The sequence below is a fragment of the Streptomyces sp. NPDC030222 genome (assembly GCF_055573115.1).
Map to the genome: position 1 here is coordinate 1 of NZ_JBVICA010000012.1, position 15915 is coordinate 15915.

At 72.9% G+C, this 15915-nt stretch carries 15 protein-coding genes; 11 read left to right on the forward strand and 4 right to left on the reverse strand.

Features of this window, described 5'->3' with window-relative positions; genetic code table 11:
* The 5 genes from ACZ4Z5_RS18530 to ACZ4Z5_RS18550 all read left to right on the forward strand — a co-directional run.
* Nucleotides 1-325, forward strand: a 325-nt coding sequence (locus tag ACZ4Z5_RS18530) for an Hsp70 family protein (protein ID WP_468263833.1), incomplete at its 5' end; no start/stop codon positions are given.
* A gap of 144 nt (nucleotides 326-469) precedes the next feature.
* Nucleotides 470-1489 carry a zinc-dependent alcohol dehydrogenase family protein gene (locus tag ACZ4Z5_RS18535; RefSeq protein WP_468263836.1) on the forward strand — a complete coding sequence of 340 codons (1020 nt, stop codon included), beginning with the start codon at nucleotides 470-472 and terminating at the stop codon, nucleotides 1487-1489.
* Between the two features lie 325 nt (nucleotides 1490-1814).
* Nucleotides 1815-2564 (forward strand): chaplin, encoded by a 750-nt coding sequence (locus ACZ4Z5_RS18540; protein WP_468263839.1) that lies wholly within the window; start codon nucleotides 1815-1817, stop codon nucleotides 2562-2564.
* 318 nt (nucleotides 2565-2882) lie between these two features.
* The gene (locus ACZ4Z5_RS18545) at nucleotides 2883-3542 is read left to right on the forward strand and encodes a DUF2278 family protein (protein WP_468263842.1); all 660 of its coding nucleotides are present in this window, start codon (nucleotides 2883-2885) and stop codon (nucleotides 3540-3542) included.
* A 90-nt stretch (nucleotides 3543-3632) separates the two neighbouring features.
* On the forward strand, nucleotides 3633-4745 hold the full coding sequence (locus tag ACZ4Z5_RS18550) for an XdhC family protein (protein ID WP_468263845.1): 1113 nt from the start codon (nucleotides 3633-3635) through the stop codon (nucleotides 4743-4745).
* Nucleotides 4746-4842: 97 nt separating this feature from the next.
* Here ACZ4Z5_RS18550 and ACZ4Z5_RS18555 read toward each other — a convergent pair whose 3' ends face one another.
* Nucleotides 4843-6069, reverse strand: a complete 1227-nt coding sequence (locus ACZ4Z5_RS18555; RefSeq protein ID WP_468263848.1) for a cytochrome P450 family protein — start codon at nucleotides 6067-6069, stop codon at nucleotides 4843-4845.
* A gap of 80 nt (nucleotides 6070-6149) precedes the next feature.
* Here ACZ4Z5_RS18555 and ACZ4Z5_RS18560 point away from each other — a divergent pair, with 80 nt between their 5' ends.
* Both ACZ4Z5_RS18560 and ACZ4Z5_RS18565 read left to right on the forward strand, forming a co-directional pair.
* Nucleotides 6150-7409, forward strand: coding sequence for an FAD-dependent oxidoreductase (locus ACZ4Z5_RS18560; protein ID WP_468263851.1), 1260 nt, complete (start codon nucleotides 6150-6152; stop codon nucleotides 7407-7409).
* Nucleotides 7410-7603: 194 nt separating this feature from the next.
* Nucleotides 7604-10090, forward strand: a complete 2487-nt coding sequence (locus ACZ4Z5_RS18565; protein WP_468263853.1) for a heavy metal translocating P-type ATPase — start codon at nucleotides 7604-7606, stop codon at nucleotides 10088-10090.
* 188 nt (nucleotides 10091-10278) lie between these two features.
* Here ACZ4Z5_RS18565 and ACZ4Z5_RS18570 read toward each other — a convergent pair whose 3' ends face one another.
* Entirely contained in the window at nucleotides 10279-10890 is a 612-nt protein-coding gene (locus tag ACZ4Z5_RS18570) for a TetR/AcrR family transcriptional regulator (protein WP_468263856.1), read from the reverse strand.
* 106 nt (nucleotides 10891-10996) lie between these two features.
* Between ACZ4Z5_RS18570 and ACZ4Z5_RS18575 the strand changes: the two genes are divergently transcribed.
* Nucleotides 10997-11848: a class I SAM-dependent methyltransferase gene (locus ACZ4Z5_RS18575; protein ID WP_468263860.1), complete on the forward strand. Its 852-nt coding sequence runs from the start codon at nucleotides 10997-10999 to the stop codon at nucleotides 11846-11848.
* Nucleotides 11849-11992: 144 nt separating this feature from the next.
* Here the strand turns inward: ACZ4Z5_RS18575 and ACZ4Z5_RS18580 are convergent, their stop codons facing one another.
* Nucleotides 11993-12781, reverse strand: a complete 789-nt coding sequence (locus ACZ4Z5_RS18580; RefSeq protein ID WP_468263863.1) for a hypothetical protein — start codon at nucleotides 12779-12781, stop codon at nucleotides 11993-11995.
* 544 nt (nucleotides 12782-13325) lie between these two features.
* Here ACZ4Z5_RS18580 and ACZ4Z5_RS18585 point away from each other — a divergent pair.
* The 3 genes from ACZ4Z5_RS18585 (at nucleotide 13326) to ACZ4Z5_RS18595 (ending at nucleotide 14942) form a co-directional block, all read left to right on the forward strand.
* Nucleotides 13326-13856, forward strand: coding sequence for a hypothetical protein (locus ACZ4Z5_RS18585; protein WP_468263866.1), 531 nt, complete (start codon nucleotides 13326-13328; stop codon nucleotides 13854-13856).
* Nucleotides 13857-13972: 116 nt separating this feature from the next.
* Complete coding sequence (locus ACZ4Z5_RS18590; protein WP_468263869.1) at nucleotides 13973-14218, forward strand: hypothetical protein; 246 nt, start codon at nucleotides 13973-13975, stop codon at nucleotides 14216-14218.
* Entirely contained in the window at nucleotides 14208-14942 is a 735-nt protein-coding gene (locus ACZ4Z5_RS18595; RefSeq protein WP_468263872.1) for a PIG-L deacetylase family protein, read from the forward strand. Before ACZ4Z5_RS18590 ends, ACZ4Z5_RS18595 begins: the two co-directional genes overlap by 11 nt.
* A 78-nt stretch (nucleotides 14943-15020) precedes the next feature.
* On the opposite strand, the gene ACZ4Z5_RS18600 is transcribed toward ACZ4Z5_RS18595, so the two are convergent.
* A complete protein-coding gene (locus tag ACZ4Z5_RS18600; protein ID WP_468263875.1) occupies nucleotides 15021-15875 on the reverse strand; it encodes a protein kinase family protein in 855 nt (284 codons plus the stop codon).
* Nucleotides 15876-15915 lie beyond the last annotated feature (40 nt).

The following is a 15915-nucleotide window of genomic DNA, read 5'->3' on the forward strand; positions in this document are numbered from 1 at the left end:
GCTGGTCTACCAGACGGAGAAGTTCCTCAAGGACAACGAGGACAAGGTCCCCGGCGAGGTGAAGAGCGAGGTCGAGACCGCCGTCACCGAGCTGAGGGACAAGCTCAAGGGCGAGGACACGGCCGAGATCCGCACCGCGACCGAGAAGCTCGCCGCGGTCTCCCAGAAGCTCGGCCAGGCCATGTACGCCGACGCGCGGGCGCAGCAGGCCGCGGGCGGTGAGGGGACGGGCACGGGCCGGCCCGCCGACGACGGCGACGAAGTGGTCGACGCGGAGATCGTCGACGACGAGAAGCAGGAAGGCGGACCGGGACGAACCGACTGACCGGAGCCATCGGCCGCCCGGGCGCGTTCCGCCACCGGCGACCGGGCCCGGCCCGTGCGCCATGTGCCGTCGGACCGTCCGGAGCCCGCACGGGCGCGTGTACGCCCTCGCCTGCTCACCCGCGGCCGTGTCAGGAGAACGACGATGGCACCTCGGAGCCCTGCCGCCGGCACCGCCTGGGTGGTGGAGCACCCGGCGCCGATCGCCTCCGCACCCCTGCGGCTCGTGGAGCGTGAGATGCCGGAGCCGGGTCCGTACGAGCTGCTGCTCAGGGTCCGTGCGTGCGGGGTCTGCCGGACCGACCTGCACCTCGCCGAGGGGGACCTGCCGCCCCGAATGCCGAGGTGCACTCCGGGGCACGAGGTGGTCGGCGAGGTGATCGCCGTCGGTACGGAGGTGCGCGATCTCCGGACCGGTGACCGACTGGGCGCCGCCTGGCTGGCGGGGACCTGCGGACACTGCCGTCAGTGCCGCGCCGGACGCGAGAACCTCTGTCCGGGCTCCCGTTACACCGGCTGGGACATCCACGGGGGCTTCGCCGACCAGGTCGTCGTGGACGCCCGTTACGTCTACCGCCTCCCCGAAGGCTGGAGCGACGAGGAGGCCGCGCCCCTGCTGTGCGCGGGCATCATCGGCTACCGCGCGCTGGAGCGGGCCGAGTTGCCCTCCGGAGGCAGGCTCGGCATCTACGGTTTCGGCGCCTCCGCGCACCTGACCGCCCAACTCGCGGTGGCCCGCGGGGCGTACGTCCACGTCGTCACACGATCGCACGAGGCGCAGCGGCTGGCGCTGGAGCTCGGGGCGGTGTCCGCCGGATCCGGCCCGCCGCCGCAGCTCCTGGACGCCGCGATCCTCTTCGCCCCGGCCGGACGCCTGGTGCCGACGGCGCTCGAGGCCCTGGACCGGGGTGGCACCCTCGCCATCGCGGGCATTCATCTGACGGCCATGCCGGCGCTCGACTACGAGCGGCACCTCTTCCAGGAACGCACGGTGCGCAGCGTCACCGCCAACACCCGTGACGACGGCCGGTCGTTTCTCGCAGAGGCGGCACGACTGCGGCCCGCCGTGCGGGTGACGCGCTATCCGATGCGGAGCGCGGACCGGGCACTGGCCGATCTGGCGGCTGGCCGGATCACCGGTGTGGCCGTGCTGGTCGCGGAGTGACCGTCCGTATCGGTGGCGGGACTCCCCGGTTGTCCCGCGGTCCGCGACCCGGCACCGGAACACCGCTCAACCACCGCGGAGTTCGCCCAACCGGAGGCCGGTAGTTCAGTAATACCGCGCGCGTTCGAGTGATTGGGCAGCGAGAAGCCCTCCCGGGGGTTGCCGGTTCGCCGCTGCGTCGTTGAAGGGGCTGTCGGCTCCGCTGCTCCTCGGCTCGGACGGGATCCGGGCCGCGTGACCCACACGCCAGGAGTGTTCCCGGGCTCACCGAGCCGCCGGCACAGGGAGGGCACGGTCGTGTGCCCTGACACAACTGAAGGAAAAGATGCGCCAGTTTCTGAACCAGTGCGTGGTCGTCGCCGCGTCGGCCACGGGCATCCTCGCGTCCTCCTACGGGGTGGCCCAGGCGGACGCGGGCGCCGAGGGACTCGCCTCGGACTCCCCGGGAGTCCTCTCCGGGAACGTCGTGCAGGCGCCCGTGCACCTGCCCGTGACCATGTGCGGCAACACCGTCAACGTCGTGGGACTGCTGAACCCGGCGTTCGGCAACGGGTGCGCCAACGGCGGCACGGGCACGTCGGTCACGCCGCCGGCGACCAGCACTCCGGTGACGCCGCCCGTCACGGACACTCCGGTGACGCCGCCGGTGACGGACACGCCGGTGACCCCGCCCACGACGGGTACTCCGGTGACGCCGCCGGTGACGGACACGCCGGTGACCCCGCCCACGACGGGTACTCCGGTGACGCCGCCGGTGACGGACACCCCCGTGACGCCACCCACGACGGGTACTCCGGTGACGCCGCCCGTCACGGACACTCCGGTCACGCCGCCGACGACGGACACCCCCGCGGCCCCGCCCACCACCGCCACCCCGGTCACACCCCCGAGCGTGACTCCGGTCGAGCCCCCGAGCGTGACCCCTGTCGAGCCCGTGACGCCGCCGGTCGTCGCCGGGCCCCCGTCCCTGGCCGAGACCGGCGCCGGCGAAGCGATCGCCGCCTCGCTGGCGAGCGGCGCAGCGGTTCTGGGCGGGTACCTGCTCATCCGCCGCAGCCGCCGCATGCACGCCTGACCTTCCGTCCTCGGACGGAACTCCACGGAGTGTGCCGTGCCGGATCCAGGCACGGCACACACGGTTGCCGTACGCACGGGGCCTGTACGCACAACGGGGCGCCGTTCGCACGGGGCCCGTACGCACGGGGCCCGTACGCACCGGGTGCTGCACGCATGGGGGCCGCACGCACGCCGTGCTGCCCCGCGCCGGTGCCTCCACAGCAGGCCGGATGCCGCGCAGGCACCCTCACCCGTTGCTGCACCGCACGGGCCCGGGGCGCTGCGTCCCCCAGCGAGTCACCTACCACGGACCGTAGCCGGTGGTTGACTGGGCGGCATGCCGCTCGACGCCTACGGCGTGCTGTCAGGGACGCTGCACCGCCACTTCCGGGACCAGCCCGACACACAGGGCCGCTGGTTCCACATCAACCTCGAAGTCGACGCACCCGCCGGGCGCTACCGGTGCGCGGTCGACGTGGACAGCAAGCAGTCCGCCACCGGTGTCCAGTGGAAGGTCTTCACCCTGGACGCCGCGGCGCTCGGCCCGGTGGCAGCCCTGCCGCCCGGCTACCACGACCTCATCCGTGCACCCGGAACGGGTGCGCTCGACTACCTCCGGCACCCGGCGCTTGCGCACCGGCGCGGCTGCGCACTGATCGGCCGGCCGCCGGACCGGCTGCGGGCGATCCTCGACAGGCTGAGCAGGCCCCGGCCGTGGGTCTCAGGGTCCAATCTCGACGCCGCCCTCGCGCTCGAGCCCGTCCTCGTCCCCGGGCGGACCGTCGTGATCTTCGGCGAACCGTTCGACCAGGGTCTCGGCATGCACAACATCCACCAGAACCAGGGCGACCCCTACGGCAGTCAGTGGTGGGACGAGAACGGCATCTGGCAGGACGGGGGCACCATGAGCCGTAGGGCCGACGGCCGGTTCGACGTGTTCCTGTCCAAGTTCTCCAGCCAGGCCGACCGTACGGACGGGCAGGGGCACCCGGTCTAGACCGACGCAGGCCCCTCTCCCGCCCCGCCGGGAGGCCCGCCGACGCGCGGCGCGGAAGGCTGGGGGAGGGAGGCCCGAGAGGAGCCGACCATGCGGGAGATCCTGCCGTCACTGAGCCGGTGGTACGCGGCCGGTGAGCCGTTCGGGCTGGCCACGGTCGTCGAGGTGAGCCGCAGTGCCCCGCGCGGACCCGGCGCGGCGATGGCGGTCGGGCCGGACGACGAGGTCGTGGGCAGCGTCTCCGGAGGTTGTGTGGAGGGCGCGGTCTTCGACCTCGCGAAGGACGTCGTCGCCGACGGCCGGGCCCGGCTGGAGTCCTTCGGATACACCGACGAAGACGCGTTCGCGGTCGGACTGACCTGCGGCGGCCGCATCACTCTGCTCGTGCGGTCCGTCTCCCCGGACACCGACCCGTCCTTCGGGGCCGTCGCCGAGTCGGTCGCCGCCCACCGCCCGGTGACCGTGGCCGCGGTGACGGACGGTCCGGCGCCGCGCGGTGCCACCCTGGCCGTGTGGCCGGACTCCGTGTCCGGCTCGCTCGGATCGGAAGGGCTCGACGTGGCGGTCGCCGCCGACGCCCGAGGTGGACTCGCGCTGGGCGCAACCGGTCTGCGGCACTACGGGCCGCAGGGACAGCGTCGCGAGGACGACGTCACCGTGTTCCTGCATTCGTTCGCGCCGCCGCCGAGGATGCTGGTCTTCGGCGCGATCGACTACGCGGCCGCCGTGGCCGGGATCGGCGGCTTCCTCGGCTACCGGGTGACGGTCTGCGACGCACGTCCGGTGTTCGCCACGGCCCAGCGGTTCCCGGAGGGCGTGGAGGTCGTGGTCGACTGGCCGCACCGGTATCTGGAGCGCACCGAGACCGATTCCCGCACGGTGATCTGCGTCCTCACGCACGACCCCAAGTTCGACGTGCCGTTGCTGGAGGAGGCACTGCGCCGCCCGGCCGCCTACATCGGGGCGATGGGGAGCCGGCGTACGCACGACGACCGTATGAAGCGGCTGCGCGAGGCAGGACTCGACGATGCGCAGCTGTCGCGGCTGCGTTCGCCGGTCGGCCTCGACCTCGGGGCCCGTACACCGGAGGAGGTGGCCGTGTCGGTGGCGGCGGAGATCGTCGCGCTGCGCTGGGGCGGAAGCGGTGCTCCGTTGACGGCCACGGCGGGCGCCATCCACCCTCCGGGAGCGGCGCCGGTGTGAGGTCCGGCCTTCCCGTGCGGGGCCGGAACGGCGGTGGCGCCCAGCCCGGCCCGCAAGGACGCGGTGCCGGATCCGGGCACGGGACTCCGCCGGTGCCTCAGCGCCCGCCGCCCGGGGTGAAGGTGACGGGGAGGGCAGCCGGGCCGCGCAGCCCGCCCGGCCGCCAGCGCAGCTCTCCGGGCGGCACGGCGAGGGCGAGGCCGGGAAGCCGGCGCAGCGCCGTCCCGATCGCGATCTGCCCCTCCAGCCGGGCCAGGGGCGCTCCCAGGCAGTAGTGGATGCCGTGCCCGAAGGCGAGGTGGGCGTTGTCCCGTCTGGTGATGTCCAGCCGGTCGGGGTCGGGGAATCTCGCCGGATCGCGGTCGGCGAGGGCCGAGGCGATCAGTACGGTCGCGCCGCGCGGAATGGTGACACCCCCGATGGACACGTCCTCGCGTGCGAACCGCGCGATGCCCGGGTTGACCGGTCCGTCGTACCGGAGGAACTCCTCGATCGCACCTGGCAGCAGCTCCGGATCGTCCCGCAGCGCCGCCAGCTGGTCGGGGTGGGCGAGCAGTGCGGCGATGCCGCTGCCGATCAGGTTGACCGTGGTGACGTACCCGGCGACCAGCAGCAGGAACGACATGGCGACGAGTTCGTCCTCGTTCAGCCGCTGCTCGTCGTCCCGTGCGGTGATCAGAGCGCTGAGCAGGTCGTCCTCCGGACGGGCCCGCTTGTTCTCCAGAAGCTTCGTCAGGTACGCGCGCATCCGCCGCCACGCCTCGTCCACGACGGCCGGGTCGGGGCGTTCCGCTCGTCGCAGCAGCATGTCGTCGGTCCACTGCTGGAAGTCGTACCGGTCGTCGAGGGGCACTCCGAGGAGTTCGCTGATCACGGTGACCGGCAGGGGCAGCGCGAAGTCCGCCACGAGTTCCGCCCGGCCGGCGGGCACGACCGTGTCGAGCAGCCGGTCGGTGATCTCCTGGACGCGGGGCCTCATCCCGGCCACCCTGCGCGCCGTGAACGCCTTCGAGACCAGGCGGCGCAGCCGGGTGTGGTCGGGCGGGTCGGAGCGGAGCATGTTGCTCAGCATGGATTCGCGTTCCGTGGCCGGGAGCTGCTCCATGACCCGGGGGTCCGAGGCGTCGCGGACGTCGCTGCTCAGCCGTGGGTCGGACAGGGCCGCGAGGCCGTCCTCGTACCGGGTGACCAGCCACGCCTCCAGCCCGCCCGCGATGATCGCGCGGCGCACCGGGCCCTCGTCGCGGAGCCGGCGGTAGAGCGGGAAGGGGTCCCTGACGAAGGCCGGGTCGCCGTAGGGCAGAAGGACCGGCTGCTGGCTCATGACGCCTCCACAGTACGCCCCCACCGTTCAATGCTGGCTTACCCGATCTTGAGGGTATATCTACCGGTATGACCGATCCGGTGATTCCATCGAAGGCGCCGAGCGCCGGGGAGCGGACCACCTGCTGCGTCGTCGGCGGCGGTCCGGCCGGCATGGTCCTCGCCCTGCTCCTGGCCAGGGCGTCGGTGCGGGTGACCGTCCTGGAGAAGCACGGCGACTTCCTGCGCGACTTCCGAGGCGACACCGTGCATCCGTCCACCCTGGCGCTGCTGGACGACCTGGGACTGGCCGAGCGGTTCGCCCGACTGCCGCAGCGACGGGTGACCACGGTCCAGCTGCCGCTCGGGCCGGACGGTGCACTGGTCACGGTCGGCGACATCGGAGCGCTCCCGGGCCCGTACAACTACGTGGCGATGGTGCCGCAGTGGGACCTCCTCGCCCTGCTGGCGGACGAGGCGCGCCGGGAGCCGTCCTTCACCCTGCGGATGAACACGGAGGCGACCTCCTATCTGATGGAGCGGGGACGGGTCGCCGGGGTGCGGTACCGGACCTCGGACGGCCGGACCGGCGAGCTGCGGGCCACGCTCACCGTCGCCTGCGACGGCCGGGGCTCGTCGGCGAGGTCGCTCCCCGAGCTGGGGCTGCGCAGGTTCGCCTGCCCGATGGACGCCTGGTGGTTCCGGCTGCCGAGGCGGGAGGGAGACCCGCACGGGCTCGTCGGGGGCGCCGGCGACCGGTTCCTCACGGCCATGATCGACCGAGGGGACTACTGGCAGTGCGCCGCGCTGATCCCCAAGGGCACCGACGCCGTCCGGCGAGCCGCGGGTCTCGGGCGGTTCATGGCCGACTTCGGGGACGCCGTCCCCTGGACCGCGGACCGGGTGGACGCGCTGCGCTCCTGGGACGAGGTGAAGCTCCTCGACGTGCGTCTGGACCGGCTGCGGCGCTGGCACCGGCCGGGGCTGCTGTGCATCGGTGACGCCGCGCACGCGATGTCGCCGGTGTTCGGCATCGGGATCAACCTCGCCGTGCAGGACGCCGTCGCGGCCGCACGGCACCTCGTCGAGCCACTGCTCAGGGGCGAGGTCGGCCTACGGGACGTACGGGCGGTCCAGCGCCGCCGCTGGCCGACGACCGCGGTGACGCAGGGGTTGCAGCGCATCGCCCACGCCCAGGTCATCGCCCCCGTGCTGACGGGGCGCCCGCCCTTCGGCGACGCCGGGCGTGCCCGGCGGCTCTCGCGGCTGGTCGGCACCTCGCGGTGGCTCAACCGGGTGCCCGCGTACTTCCTGGCGTACGGCGCCGTGCGCGAGTGTCCGCCGGCGGCGTCCGTGCGGTGACTCGCGGGGGCCTCCGCCTGGGATGGGCGGGGCCGGTGATCGGGACGCGGGACCCGAAGAGGTCGACCAGCCAGGCGGGTCCCCGATGCACGCGTGACACTGGTGCTGTGCCCGAATCGCTGCCGAGCTTGGCAGGCAGGGCGGTGGGGGCGTCGTTCCGGCCGACGGCACTGCAGCCACGAGGAGCTGTGACCATGCCCGATCTCCCAGGCGACCACCAGCAACGCCGGTCGGCGGCTCCGTCCAAGGAGCGCAGCACAGCCGTGCTCGATGTACGCGGTCTCAACTGGGCGTCGCAGCAGAGCACGGTCCAATCGGTGCTCGGCCGGCGTCCCGGTGTGGTGGACGTCGAGGTCAACCCCGTGGCGCAGGCGGCCACGGTCGTCTTCGATCCGCGGCAGACCTCGCTGGCCGAGCTGCGGCGGTGGGTGACCGAGTGCGGCTACCACTGCGCAGGCCAGGTCGTGCCGTCCCATATCTGCGACCCCATGGTCGAGCCCGATCCGCCAGGGCTTCCGCCCGGTCCCCCGGCAGCGACGGCCGGACCCGAGGCCCACGGGTTCCCCCAGCCCCCCTCCGGGGCACCCGCGGCTTCAGAGGACCAGCGCTCTCCGGACGAGATGATGGGCCACGGCGGCCATGGCGCCATGTCGATGGCAGCCATGGTCGCCGACATGCGCAACCGCTTCCTGGTGGCCGCGCTCTTCTCCGTGCCGATCGTGATCTGGTCGCCGATCGGCGAGGAGGTGTTCGGTCTGCAGGCGCCGGTGCCCTTCGGGCTGCGGCAGGACGTGTGGGCGCTGCTGCTGAGCCTTCCGGTGATCTTCTATTCGTGCACGATCTTCTTCCAGGGGGCGGTGCGGGCCTTGCGCGCCCGGACGCTCGACATGATGGTGCTCGTAGCGGTCGCGGTCGGCGCCGGATGGCTGTACTCCCTGGTCATCACATTGAGCGGGGGCGGCGACGTCTTCTACGAGGCGGCCACGGTGCTGGCGTCGTTCGTGCTGCTCGGCCACTGGTTCGAGATGCGGGCCCGGGGCGGTGCCAACGACGCGATCCGCACCCTGCTCGACCTTGCCCCGCCGCGCGCTGTGGTCGTGCGTGACGGTGAGCCCGTCGAGGTGCCGACCGCGGACGTCGCTGCAGGCGATCTGCTGCTGGTCCGTCCCGGAACCAAGATCGCCGCGGACGGGGTCGTGGAGGCGGGCGAGAGCGAGGTCGACGAGTCGACGGTGACCGGGGAGAGCCTGCCGGTGCACAAGTCCCCCGGCTCGCCGGTGGTCGGCGCCACTCTCAACGCGAACGGCACCCTGAGGGTCCGTGCCACCCGGGTCGGCTCGGACACCGCGCTCGCCCAGATCGTGAAGCTGGTCCAGGAGGCCCAGAACTCCAAGGCGCCGGGCCAGCGACTGGCCGACCGGGCCGCCTTCTGGCTGGTGCTCGTCGCCCTCGTCGGCGGCGCGCTCACCCTGGCAGTGTGGCTGCTCGCCACGGACCGGCCGTTCAGCGCCGCGATGCTGTTCGCCATCACCGTCGTCGTCATCACCTGCCCGGACGCGCTGGGGCTTGCAACGCCCACCGCGATCATGGTGGGTACGGGTCTGGGCGCCCGCCGCGGCGTCCTCTTCAAGAACGCGGCCGCTCTGGAGGCATCCGCAGGCATCCGGACCGTCGTCATGGACAAGACCGGCACGCTCACCAAGGGGGAACCCGAGGTGACGGAGGTGGTCAGCGCGCCGGGAGCGGACGAGCGCGAGGTGCTGCGCCTGGTGGCGGCCGTGGAGCGCGAGTCGGAACACCCTCTGGCCGATGCCGTCGTCCGGTACGCGCAGGCGCAGGGGGTTCCGGCGGCCGATGCGCGCCATTTCGAGAACGTGCCCGGTCACGGCGCCACCGCAGTGGTCGACGGCCACCGAATCGCGGTCGGCAACCGCAGGCTGGCGCTGCGCGAGGGCGTCGACCTCGGCCCGCTCGCCGCCCGGCGTGACGAACTGGCCGCAACGGGCCGCACCGCGATCATCGCGGCCGTCGACGGACGAGCGGCAGCGCTGATCGCCATCGCCGACGCGCCGCGGGAGACGTCGGGCATCGCCGTGTCCGAGCTGCACGCCCTGGGCGTTCAGGTCGTCATGCTCACGGGCGACAACAAGGCCACGGCCGAGCGGATCGCCGGTCGGCTGGGCATCGACACCGTGATCGCCGAGGTCCTTCCCGGAGACAAGGCGGCCAAGGTCGCCGAACTGCAGCGGGAGGGCAGGAAGGTGGCCATGGTCGGGGACGGTGTCAACGACGCGCCCGCCCTCGCCCAAGCCGACCTCGGCATCGCCATCGGGGCCGGAACGGACGTCGCCATCGAGACGGCCGACGTCGTACTCATGCGCTCCGACCCCCTCGACGTACCCACCGCGCTGCGCATCGGCCGGGGCACCCTGCGCAAGATGCGGCAGAACCTCGGCTGGGCCATCGGCTACAACGCCATCGCCCTGCCCATCGCCGCCGGCGTCTTCGAGCCCGCGACCGGGCTCGTGCTTCGCCCGGAGATCGCGGCCCTGACCATGTCCGGCTCGAGCATCATCGTCGCCGTCAACGCACTCGCCCTCAAACGCCTCCGGCTCCCACGGGAAGCGCCGGCCACAGCCGCGACCTCCGCATCCGGCCCCCCGCCGCGCCATGCCCCGTGAAGGGCCGGCCGCCACCCGGACCGCCGTCCACGGGTCGCGGGACGGTGGCAGGACCTTCATCAAGCGGTTCGTGGTCGAGGGAGGGGGCAGTCGACCGACTCGTCGGCGTCGTCCTCGCCGGCCTGCGCCCAGTTTCCCTGACATGCGATACGCCACCGCCGGCCGTGCGGGTGCGGCCTGTCGGGGCATCACGACGTGTGAACGCCCTGCGAACCGTCCCCCAGCAACAGGGCGACAAGACGTTCGGTCGTCTCCCGTGCGTCCGGCGGAGCGTCGGGGCTGCGGGTCATCAACAGGTGGTGGACCGTACCGACGAGCGCGAGCGCGGTGGTGGCGGCATCGATGTCCTGCGCGACGCGGCCGAGTTGCCGCTCCGCCTCCAGGTAGCCGGTGATCGACTGCTGCATGGCCGTGAAGCCCGGCGCACCCGACTCCAGTGCCTGGCGGGTGTGGAGCGAAGCGCCGGGGCGGGTCATGGCCAGACCGACGACCGCCGGGTCCAGGGAGTCCAGCAGGGCGATCGCGACCTCGGCGAGATTGTCCGCCACGCGACCGTGGCCCACCCGCCCGTTCAGCTCTTCGGCGTGCCGGGCGCTGCGTGCGAAGCGGTCCAGGACGAGCTCGGAGATGAACTCGTCCAGGCCGGCGAAGTGAGTGTGCAGGACTCCCTTGGCGCAGCCCGCCTCGGCCGTGACCGCCCGGCTTGTCAGGGCCGCGACGCCGTCGCGCGCCACCACCCGTTCCGCGGCCGCGAACAGCCGGTCCCGCAGATCGGGAATCGCCACTCCACGCGGTGACATCAGGACTCCTTCCAGGGAACCCATTGCAAGTATGGGCGCTCGCCCATACTGTTTGGGCATACGCCCATTCTAGTGCCGTGTCCGGCGGCATGCTTGGAGGCATCGCATGGATCACCTCGTCAACACAAGTCAGGCGCACGCGTGGAACGGTTACGAAGGCAGCCAGTGGGCGCGCAACCAGAACCGGTGGGATGCGATCAACGACGGCTTCAACCAACCGCTTCTCGACGCGGCTGCGGTCGGTGACCGGGACAATGTCCTCGACATCGGCTGCGGAGCCGGCCGGAGCACCCGGCTGGCCGCCGGCCGGGCCCGCGAAGGCCGGGCCCTGGGTGTGGACCTGTCGGAGCCCATGCTGGAACGAGCGCGCGCGAGCGCGCGGCACGAGGGGCTGGCCAACGTGTCCTTCAGTCAAGGAGACGCCCAGGTCCACCCCTTCACGCCCGCTGAATTCGACGTGGTCCTCAGCCGCTACGGCGTCATGTTCTTCGCCGATCCCGTTGCTGCCTTCACCAACATCGGACGCGCACTGCGTCCCGGTGGCCGTGCGGCTTTCATCTGCGCGTCGGAGCCCGAGGGAAACGAGTGGATCCAGGCCTTCGACGCGCTGCGCGGCATTCTCCCGGTCGGGGACTTCGGCAAGCCGGGAGCGCCGGGAATGTTCTCACTCGCCGACCTCGACCGCACGCTCGGCATCCTGTCCGCCGCCGGTTTCGAAGGCGCTGAAGCCGTGCGAGTGGAGGCGGCCGGAAACTGGGGACGGGACGCAGAGGACGCGGCAGCTTTCATGCTGGACTCGGGTCCCGGACGTCACATGCTCGCCCAGGCAGGAGCCGAGCAGCTGAAGCTCGCTTCCCGCACCCTGACCGATGTACTGCGTGCCCACGAAGCGGACGGTGCCGTATGGCTGCGCAGTGTCGCGTGGCTGGTCACTGCCCGCCGCCCGGCCGGCCGGTGAACGGGGGACGGCACGGGCATGGGCGGCACTCTCCGAGAAGCACTCGGGACGGGTGCCGCCCACGGCGGTGCGCGGGTCCCATGGTGGTGCGTGGCTCCCGCGGCGGCGCGGGGCACGCGGAGGACGGCCGGGCGGCCGGCCCGGTCAGGCCTCGCGGACGAGCAGGTACGCCGCCTGGCCCGGCCGCACCCGGCGGCAGGAGACGGCCGCGTAGCCGTCCGCGAGCAGGCCCGTCAGTTCGGCGGCCACCGCACCCTGCAGCGTCCGTGCCTCGCGCAGGGTGAACCGGTCGTGGTCGGGCCAGGAGTCCGGGACGGTCAGCAGTGCACGGCCGTCGCCGGTACGGACGACGTGACCGGCCTCCAGGGGCGCGGGAGGCAGTCCGGCCCATTCCTCGTCCCGCGGACGCGCGGGGACCGCGAGGTCCCAGTCGACGATCAGCCGGTCGGTGGCCAGACCGTGCGGCTCCTCGCCGTAGAAGTCCGGCATGAGCACCCGTGCCCGGCCGCCCAGCACGTCCAGGTTGAAGTGCGCGTTGCGGGACTTGAGCGGATCGTACGACCAGCGCATCAGAGTCACCCCGGCAGCCAGCGCGGCCTCCGCCTGAGCCCGCTTCAGCACCCGGCCCAGCCCGCTGTTCCGGCGGTCCGCGACCACCCCGGCCGCCTGCGAGTACAGGTACAGCCGGCCGCTGTGCGGCTCCTGCGCCAGGAAGCCGTAGGTGAATCCGACCGGCCGTTCGCCTTCCCAGGCGCCGATGACCACACCACTGTGTGTGTTCATCGCGGACAGCAGGCGCGGGCTGATCCCGTGCACGGTGTCGTCGAAGACATCGCGGTACAGCTCGGCGAAGGCGACGAGCTCCCCGGCGCCCGCCGCCCGCCGGACGACGAGTCCGGCGGCCGGGGCGGGCGCGAGGGTGAGTTCTTCCACGGCAATTCCTTTGGGGAGAAGTATGCGGAGAGTGATGGGAGTGATGAACTCTCACCGGTCGGCACACCATCGGTCAAGAGGGCGACCACCACCTGTCTCCCGGCCGGTCGGGCCGGGAAAGCGCAGGTGAACGGCGGAGAACGACGGGGCGTCCGCGCCCAGGCCGATGGCGCCCCGCGTGCGTCGACCGGCCGAGGGGCGAGACGCCGCGGCGCCGTCCAGGCGGCCACGGCTCCGGCAGTGCAGCCGCCCCCGCTCCGGCGACCCTCCGGCGGCACCTCCGCCCGGACCTCGGCCACGAACACACCGAAGAGGACGGCATGTTCGAACCAGGCCGGCGTCGTGCGCGGGTCGTCCGGTCCGTCGAGGAGTACCCGCGGTCGAGCGGGCGGCCGACGGGCTCCGGCTGCTCCGGCATGTCCCACGCACCGTCAGGGAGGCGCGGGGCCTATTCGCATCAGCAATCCCTCGAACGTGTGAGGGAACCCGACCGGTGGCGCGCACTTCCCGCGCGGGGCACGGACCGTATGCCGATCATGGAGGCATGACACACGACACTCCCGGCCGGCCGCCGGGGGCCGGACCGCAGGCGCCGGGCCGGGCCGACTACGGCGGAGCCGTCTACGGATCGCTCCTGGCCGCCTCGGTGGTGGCGGGCGCCGGTTCCGGGGGCGGGGAGCCCGGGCTGTACCCGCGGCTCAACCTCGTCGTGCTCCTGCTCTGCACGGGCCTGGTGTTCTGGGCCGCGCACGTCTACGCGCGCCTGGCGGGGGACCGGCTGGTCGGCCAGCCGCTGACCCGGGCGGAGATCCGCAGGGTCTGTGCCGCCGAGTGGCCGATCGTGCAGGCCGCCGTGCCGCCGACCGCCGCCCTCGCGATCAGCCCGCTCCTGGGTCTCGGGCCGGTGGGCGGCGGGTGGCTGGCCCTCGCCGTGGCCGTGGCCGGACAGGTCGGCTGGGCCGCCTTCGCGGCGGCCCGGGCCGGTGCCTCCCGCGGTTTGGTGGTGGCCTCCGGGGCCGTCAGCCTGTTCCTCGGTGTGATCATCGTCGTGCTCAAGGCCACACTGACCCACTGACACGGCGTGCCCCGCGGCCGCGGGTTCCGGCTCGTCGTGGGGGCCGAGTTCGCACGGCTCGCCGGTCTCCACTCGCAGCGACGCGGAGAACGGTGCCGAAGCGGCGAAGCGTCGCCTTGCCGGCCGCGCCACTCGCCAGAGACGTCCCCGAGCCCGCCGCGTCGGGCCGCGTGCGCCGGGGCGGCCTGTCGTCGTTCGCCCTCGAACTGCTCTCCACGCTGTCGGTGGGCCACACCGGGGACCTCGCCCCGGGCTGTACGACGGGCAGCACGGGGGCCGACGCCGACGCCGACACGGACGGCGGCACCGCCGCCGGTGTGTCAGCGTCATCCGGACCGTATCCTGCGGCCCATGACCACTGATCAGCTCCGCCCGATGCCCGAGGACTGGGAGCGCGCGCTGGCCGTCGTGGCCCATCCCGACGACCTCGAGTACGGCTGTGCGGCCGCCGTCGCCGCTTGGACGGAGTCCGGGCGGAACGTCGCCTACGTCCTGGCCACACGGGGCGAGGCCGGCATGGACGGAATGGCCCCCGACACCTGCGCGGTTCGCCGGGAGGCCGAACAGCGGGCGAGCGCGGCCGTCGTGGGCGTCACCACCGTCGAGTTCCTCGACCACCGGGACGGAGTGATCGAGTACGGCGTGGCCCTGCGCCGGGACATCGCGGCCGCGATCCGCCGCCACCGGCCCGAACTGGTCGTCACGCTCAACCACCGGGACACCTGGGGAGGCGGTCTGTGGAACACCCCCGACCACCGCGCGGTGGGCCGGGCCACCCTCGACGCCGCGGCCGACGCGGGCAACCGCTGGATCTTCCCCGAGCTGGCCGAGCGGGGCCTCGAACCGTGGGACGGTGTGCGCTGGGTGGCCGTCGCCGGTTCCCCCTCGCCCACCCACGCGGTCGACGCCGGGCCCGGATTCGAGCGGTCCGTGCAGTCCCTGCTGGAACACCGTTCGTACCTCGGGGCATTGACGGACGAGGATCCCGAGAAGTACGTGCGCGACTTCCTGACCGAGAACGCGGAGCGCTTGGCCCCGCGCTTCGACGGCCGGCCCGCGGTCGCCTTCGAACTGTTCTCCGGCTGAATCCCTGCCCCGCACCGGCGGGGAAGGTGACGCCACGCGCCGGTACCGGAAGTGGCCCAGGACCAGGCGCCGGCCCGGTCAGTCGTGCGGCCAGCCGACGTCGGGCTCGATGCGGCAGGCGGCGCGCCAGGCGAGCGTGAAGCCGCGGACCGTGGGCGGACGGCGGGCCGGGTCCGGATGGGTGGCCCTCTCGAGGACCTCGAGCTGGGCCGCCGAGCCGCGCCAGGCGTGCTCCTCGTCCCCGGCGTCCAGCAGGAGGCGCAGCGCCCGGGCGAGGGTGAAGACGGTCGTACGGGTGTCGATCAGCGAGCCGCGCACCCATTCCTCGGGCGCCATGAAACGGCGGGATCCCGGCAGCCGGTCCGCTTCCAGGACGAAGGGGCCGGGACGGTACTCGTCCATGTCGACGAGCCGCATGACCCGGTGCCCGAAGTCGTACAGCAGCGCGCCGTCGTAGAAGTCCACCGCCACGTGTCCGGCGGCCTCCACGGCGATGTGCGCGTCCAGCACCCTGTCGAGCGCATGGAGCACCTCGTGCACGGGCAGGGCGCGGAACCGGGCCATGGGGCTGCCGGGGCTGGTCCGGTCGCCGGGAGTGGAGGCCGTCGGGTGGTAGAGCACCTCGCCCTCGCACCATGGCATGACCACGGCCGGCCCGGCCCCGCTCGCCTCGATCCGGTGGACCTGCGGCACGATCGCCGGATGCTTCACGGCCCGGTGGAAAGCCCATCCGCGTTCCAGGGACTCGCGGGCGGCCGGGGTGAGCGCCTCCTTCACGAACCAGCGCTCGCCGTCCGGCAGACGGACCCCGTAGGACACCGACCCCGAGTCCTGGTGGCGGAAGGCCGTGAAGATATGGCCCATCCGGGCCAGGCAGGGGGCCATCCCGGTGGCGGGCACTTCGTTCAGGTCCAGCAGCGGATGAAGCGCCATACGTCTCATCCTGCCCCACCGGGGCGTCTCATCCCGCCAC

Coding starts and splice junctions, on each gene's coding strand:
- ACZ4Z5_RS18535 (WP_468263836.1), top strand. CDS start 470: ATGGCACCTCGGAGCCCTGCCGCCGGCACCGCCTGGGTGGTGGAGCAC.
- ACZ4Z5_RS18540 (WP_468263839.1), top strand. CDS start 1,815: ATGCGCCAGTTTCTGAACCAGTGCGTGGTCGTCGCCGCGTCGGCCACG.
- ACZ4Z5_RS18545 (WP_468263842.1), top strand. CDS start 2,883: ATGCCGCTCGACGCCTACGGCGTGCTGTCAGGGACGCTGCACCGCCAC.
- ACZ4Z5_RS18550 (WP_468263845.1), top strand. CDS start 3,633: ATGCGGGAGATCCTGCCGTCACTGAGCCGGTGGTACGCGGCCGGTGAG.
- ACZ4Z5_RS18555 (WP_468263848.1), bottom strand. CDS start 6,069: ATGAGCCAGCAGCCGGTCCTTCTGCCCTACGGCGACCCGGCCTTCGTC.
- ACZ4Z5_RS18565 (WP_468263853.1), top strand. CDS start 7,604: ATGCCCGATCTCCCAGGCGACCACCAGCAACGCCGGTCGGCGGCTCCG.
- ACZ4Z5_RS18570 (WP_468263856.1), bottom strand. CDS start 10,890: ATGTCACCGCGTGGAGTGGCGATTCCCGATCTGCGGGACCGGCTGTTC.
- ACZ4Z5_RS18575 (WP_468263860.1), top strand. CDS start 10,997: ATGGATCACCTCGTCAACACAAGTCAGGCGCACGCGTGGAACGGTTAC.
- ACZ4Z5_RS18585 (WP_468263866.1), top strand. CDS start 13,326: ATGACACACGACACTCCCGGCCGGCCGCCGGGGGCCGGACCGCAGGCG.
- ACZ4Z5_RS18595 (WP_468263872.1), top strand. CDS start 14,208: ATGACCACTGATCAGCTCCGCCCGATGCCCGAGGACTGGGAGCGCGCG.
- ACZ4Z5_RS18600 (WP_468263875.1), bottom strand. CDS start 15,875: ATGGCGCTTCATCCGCTGCTGGACCTGAACGAAGTGCCCGCCACCGGG.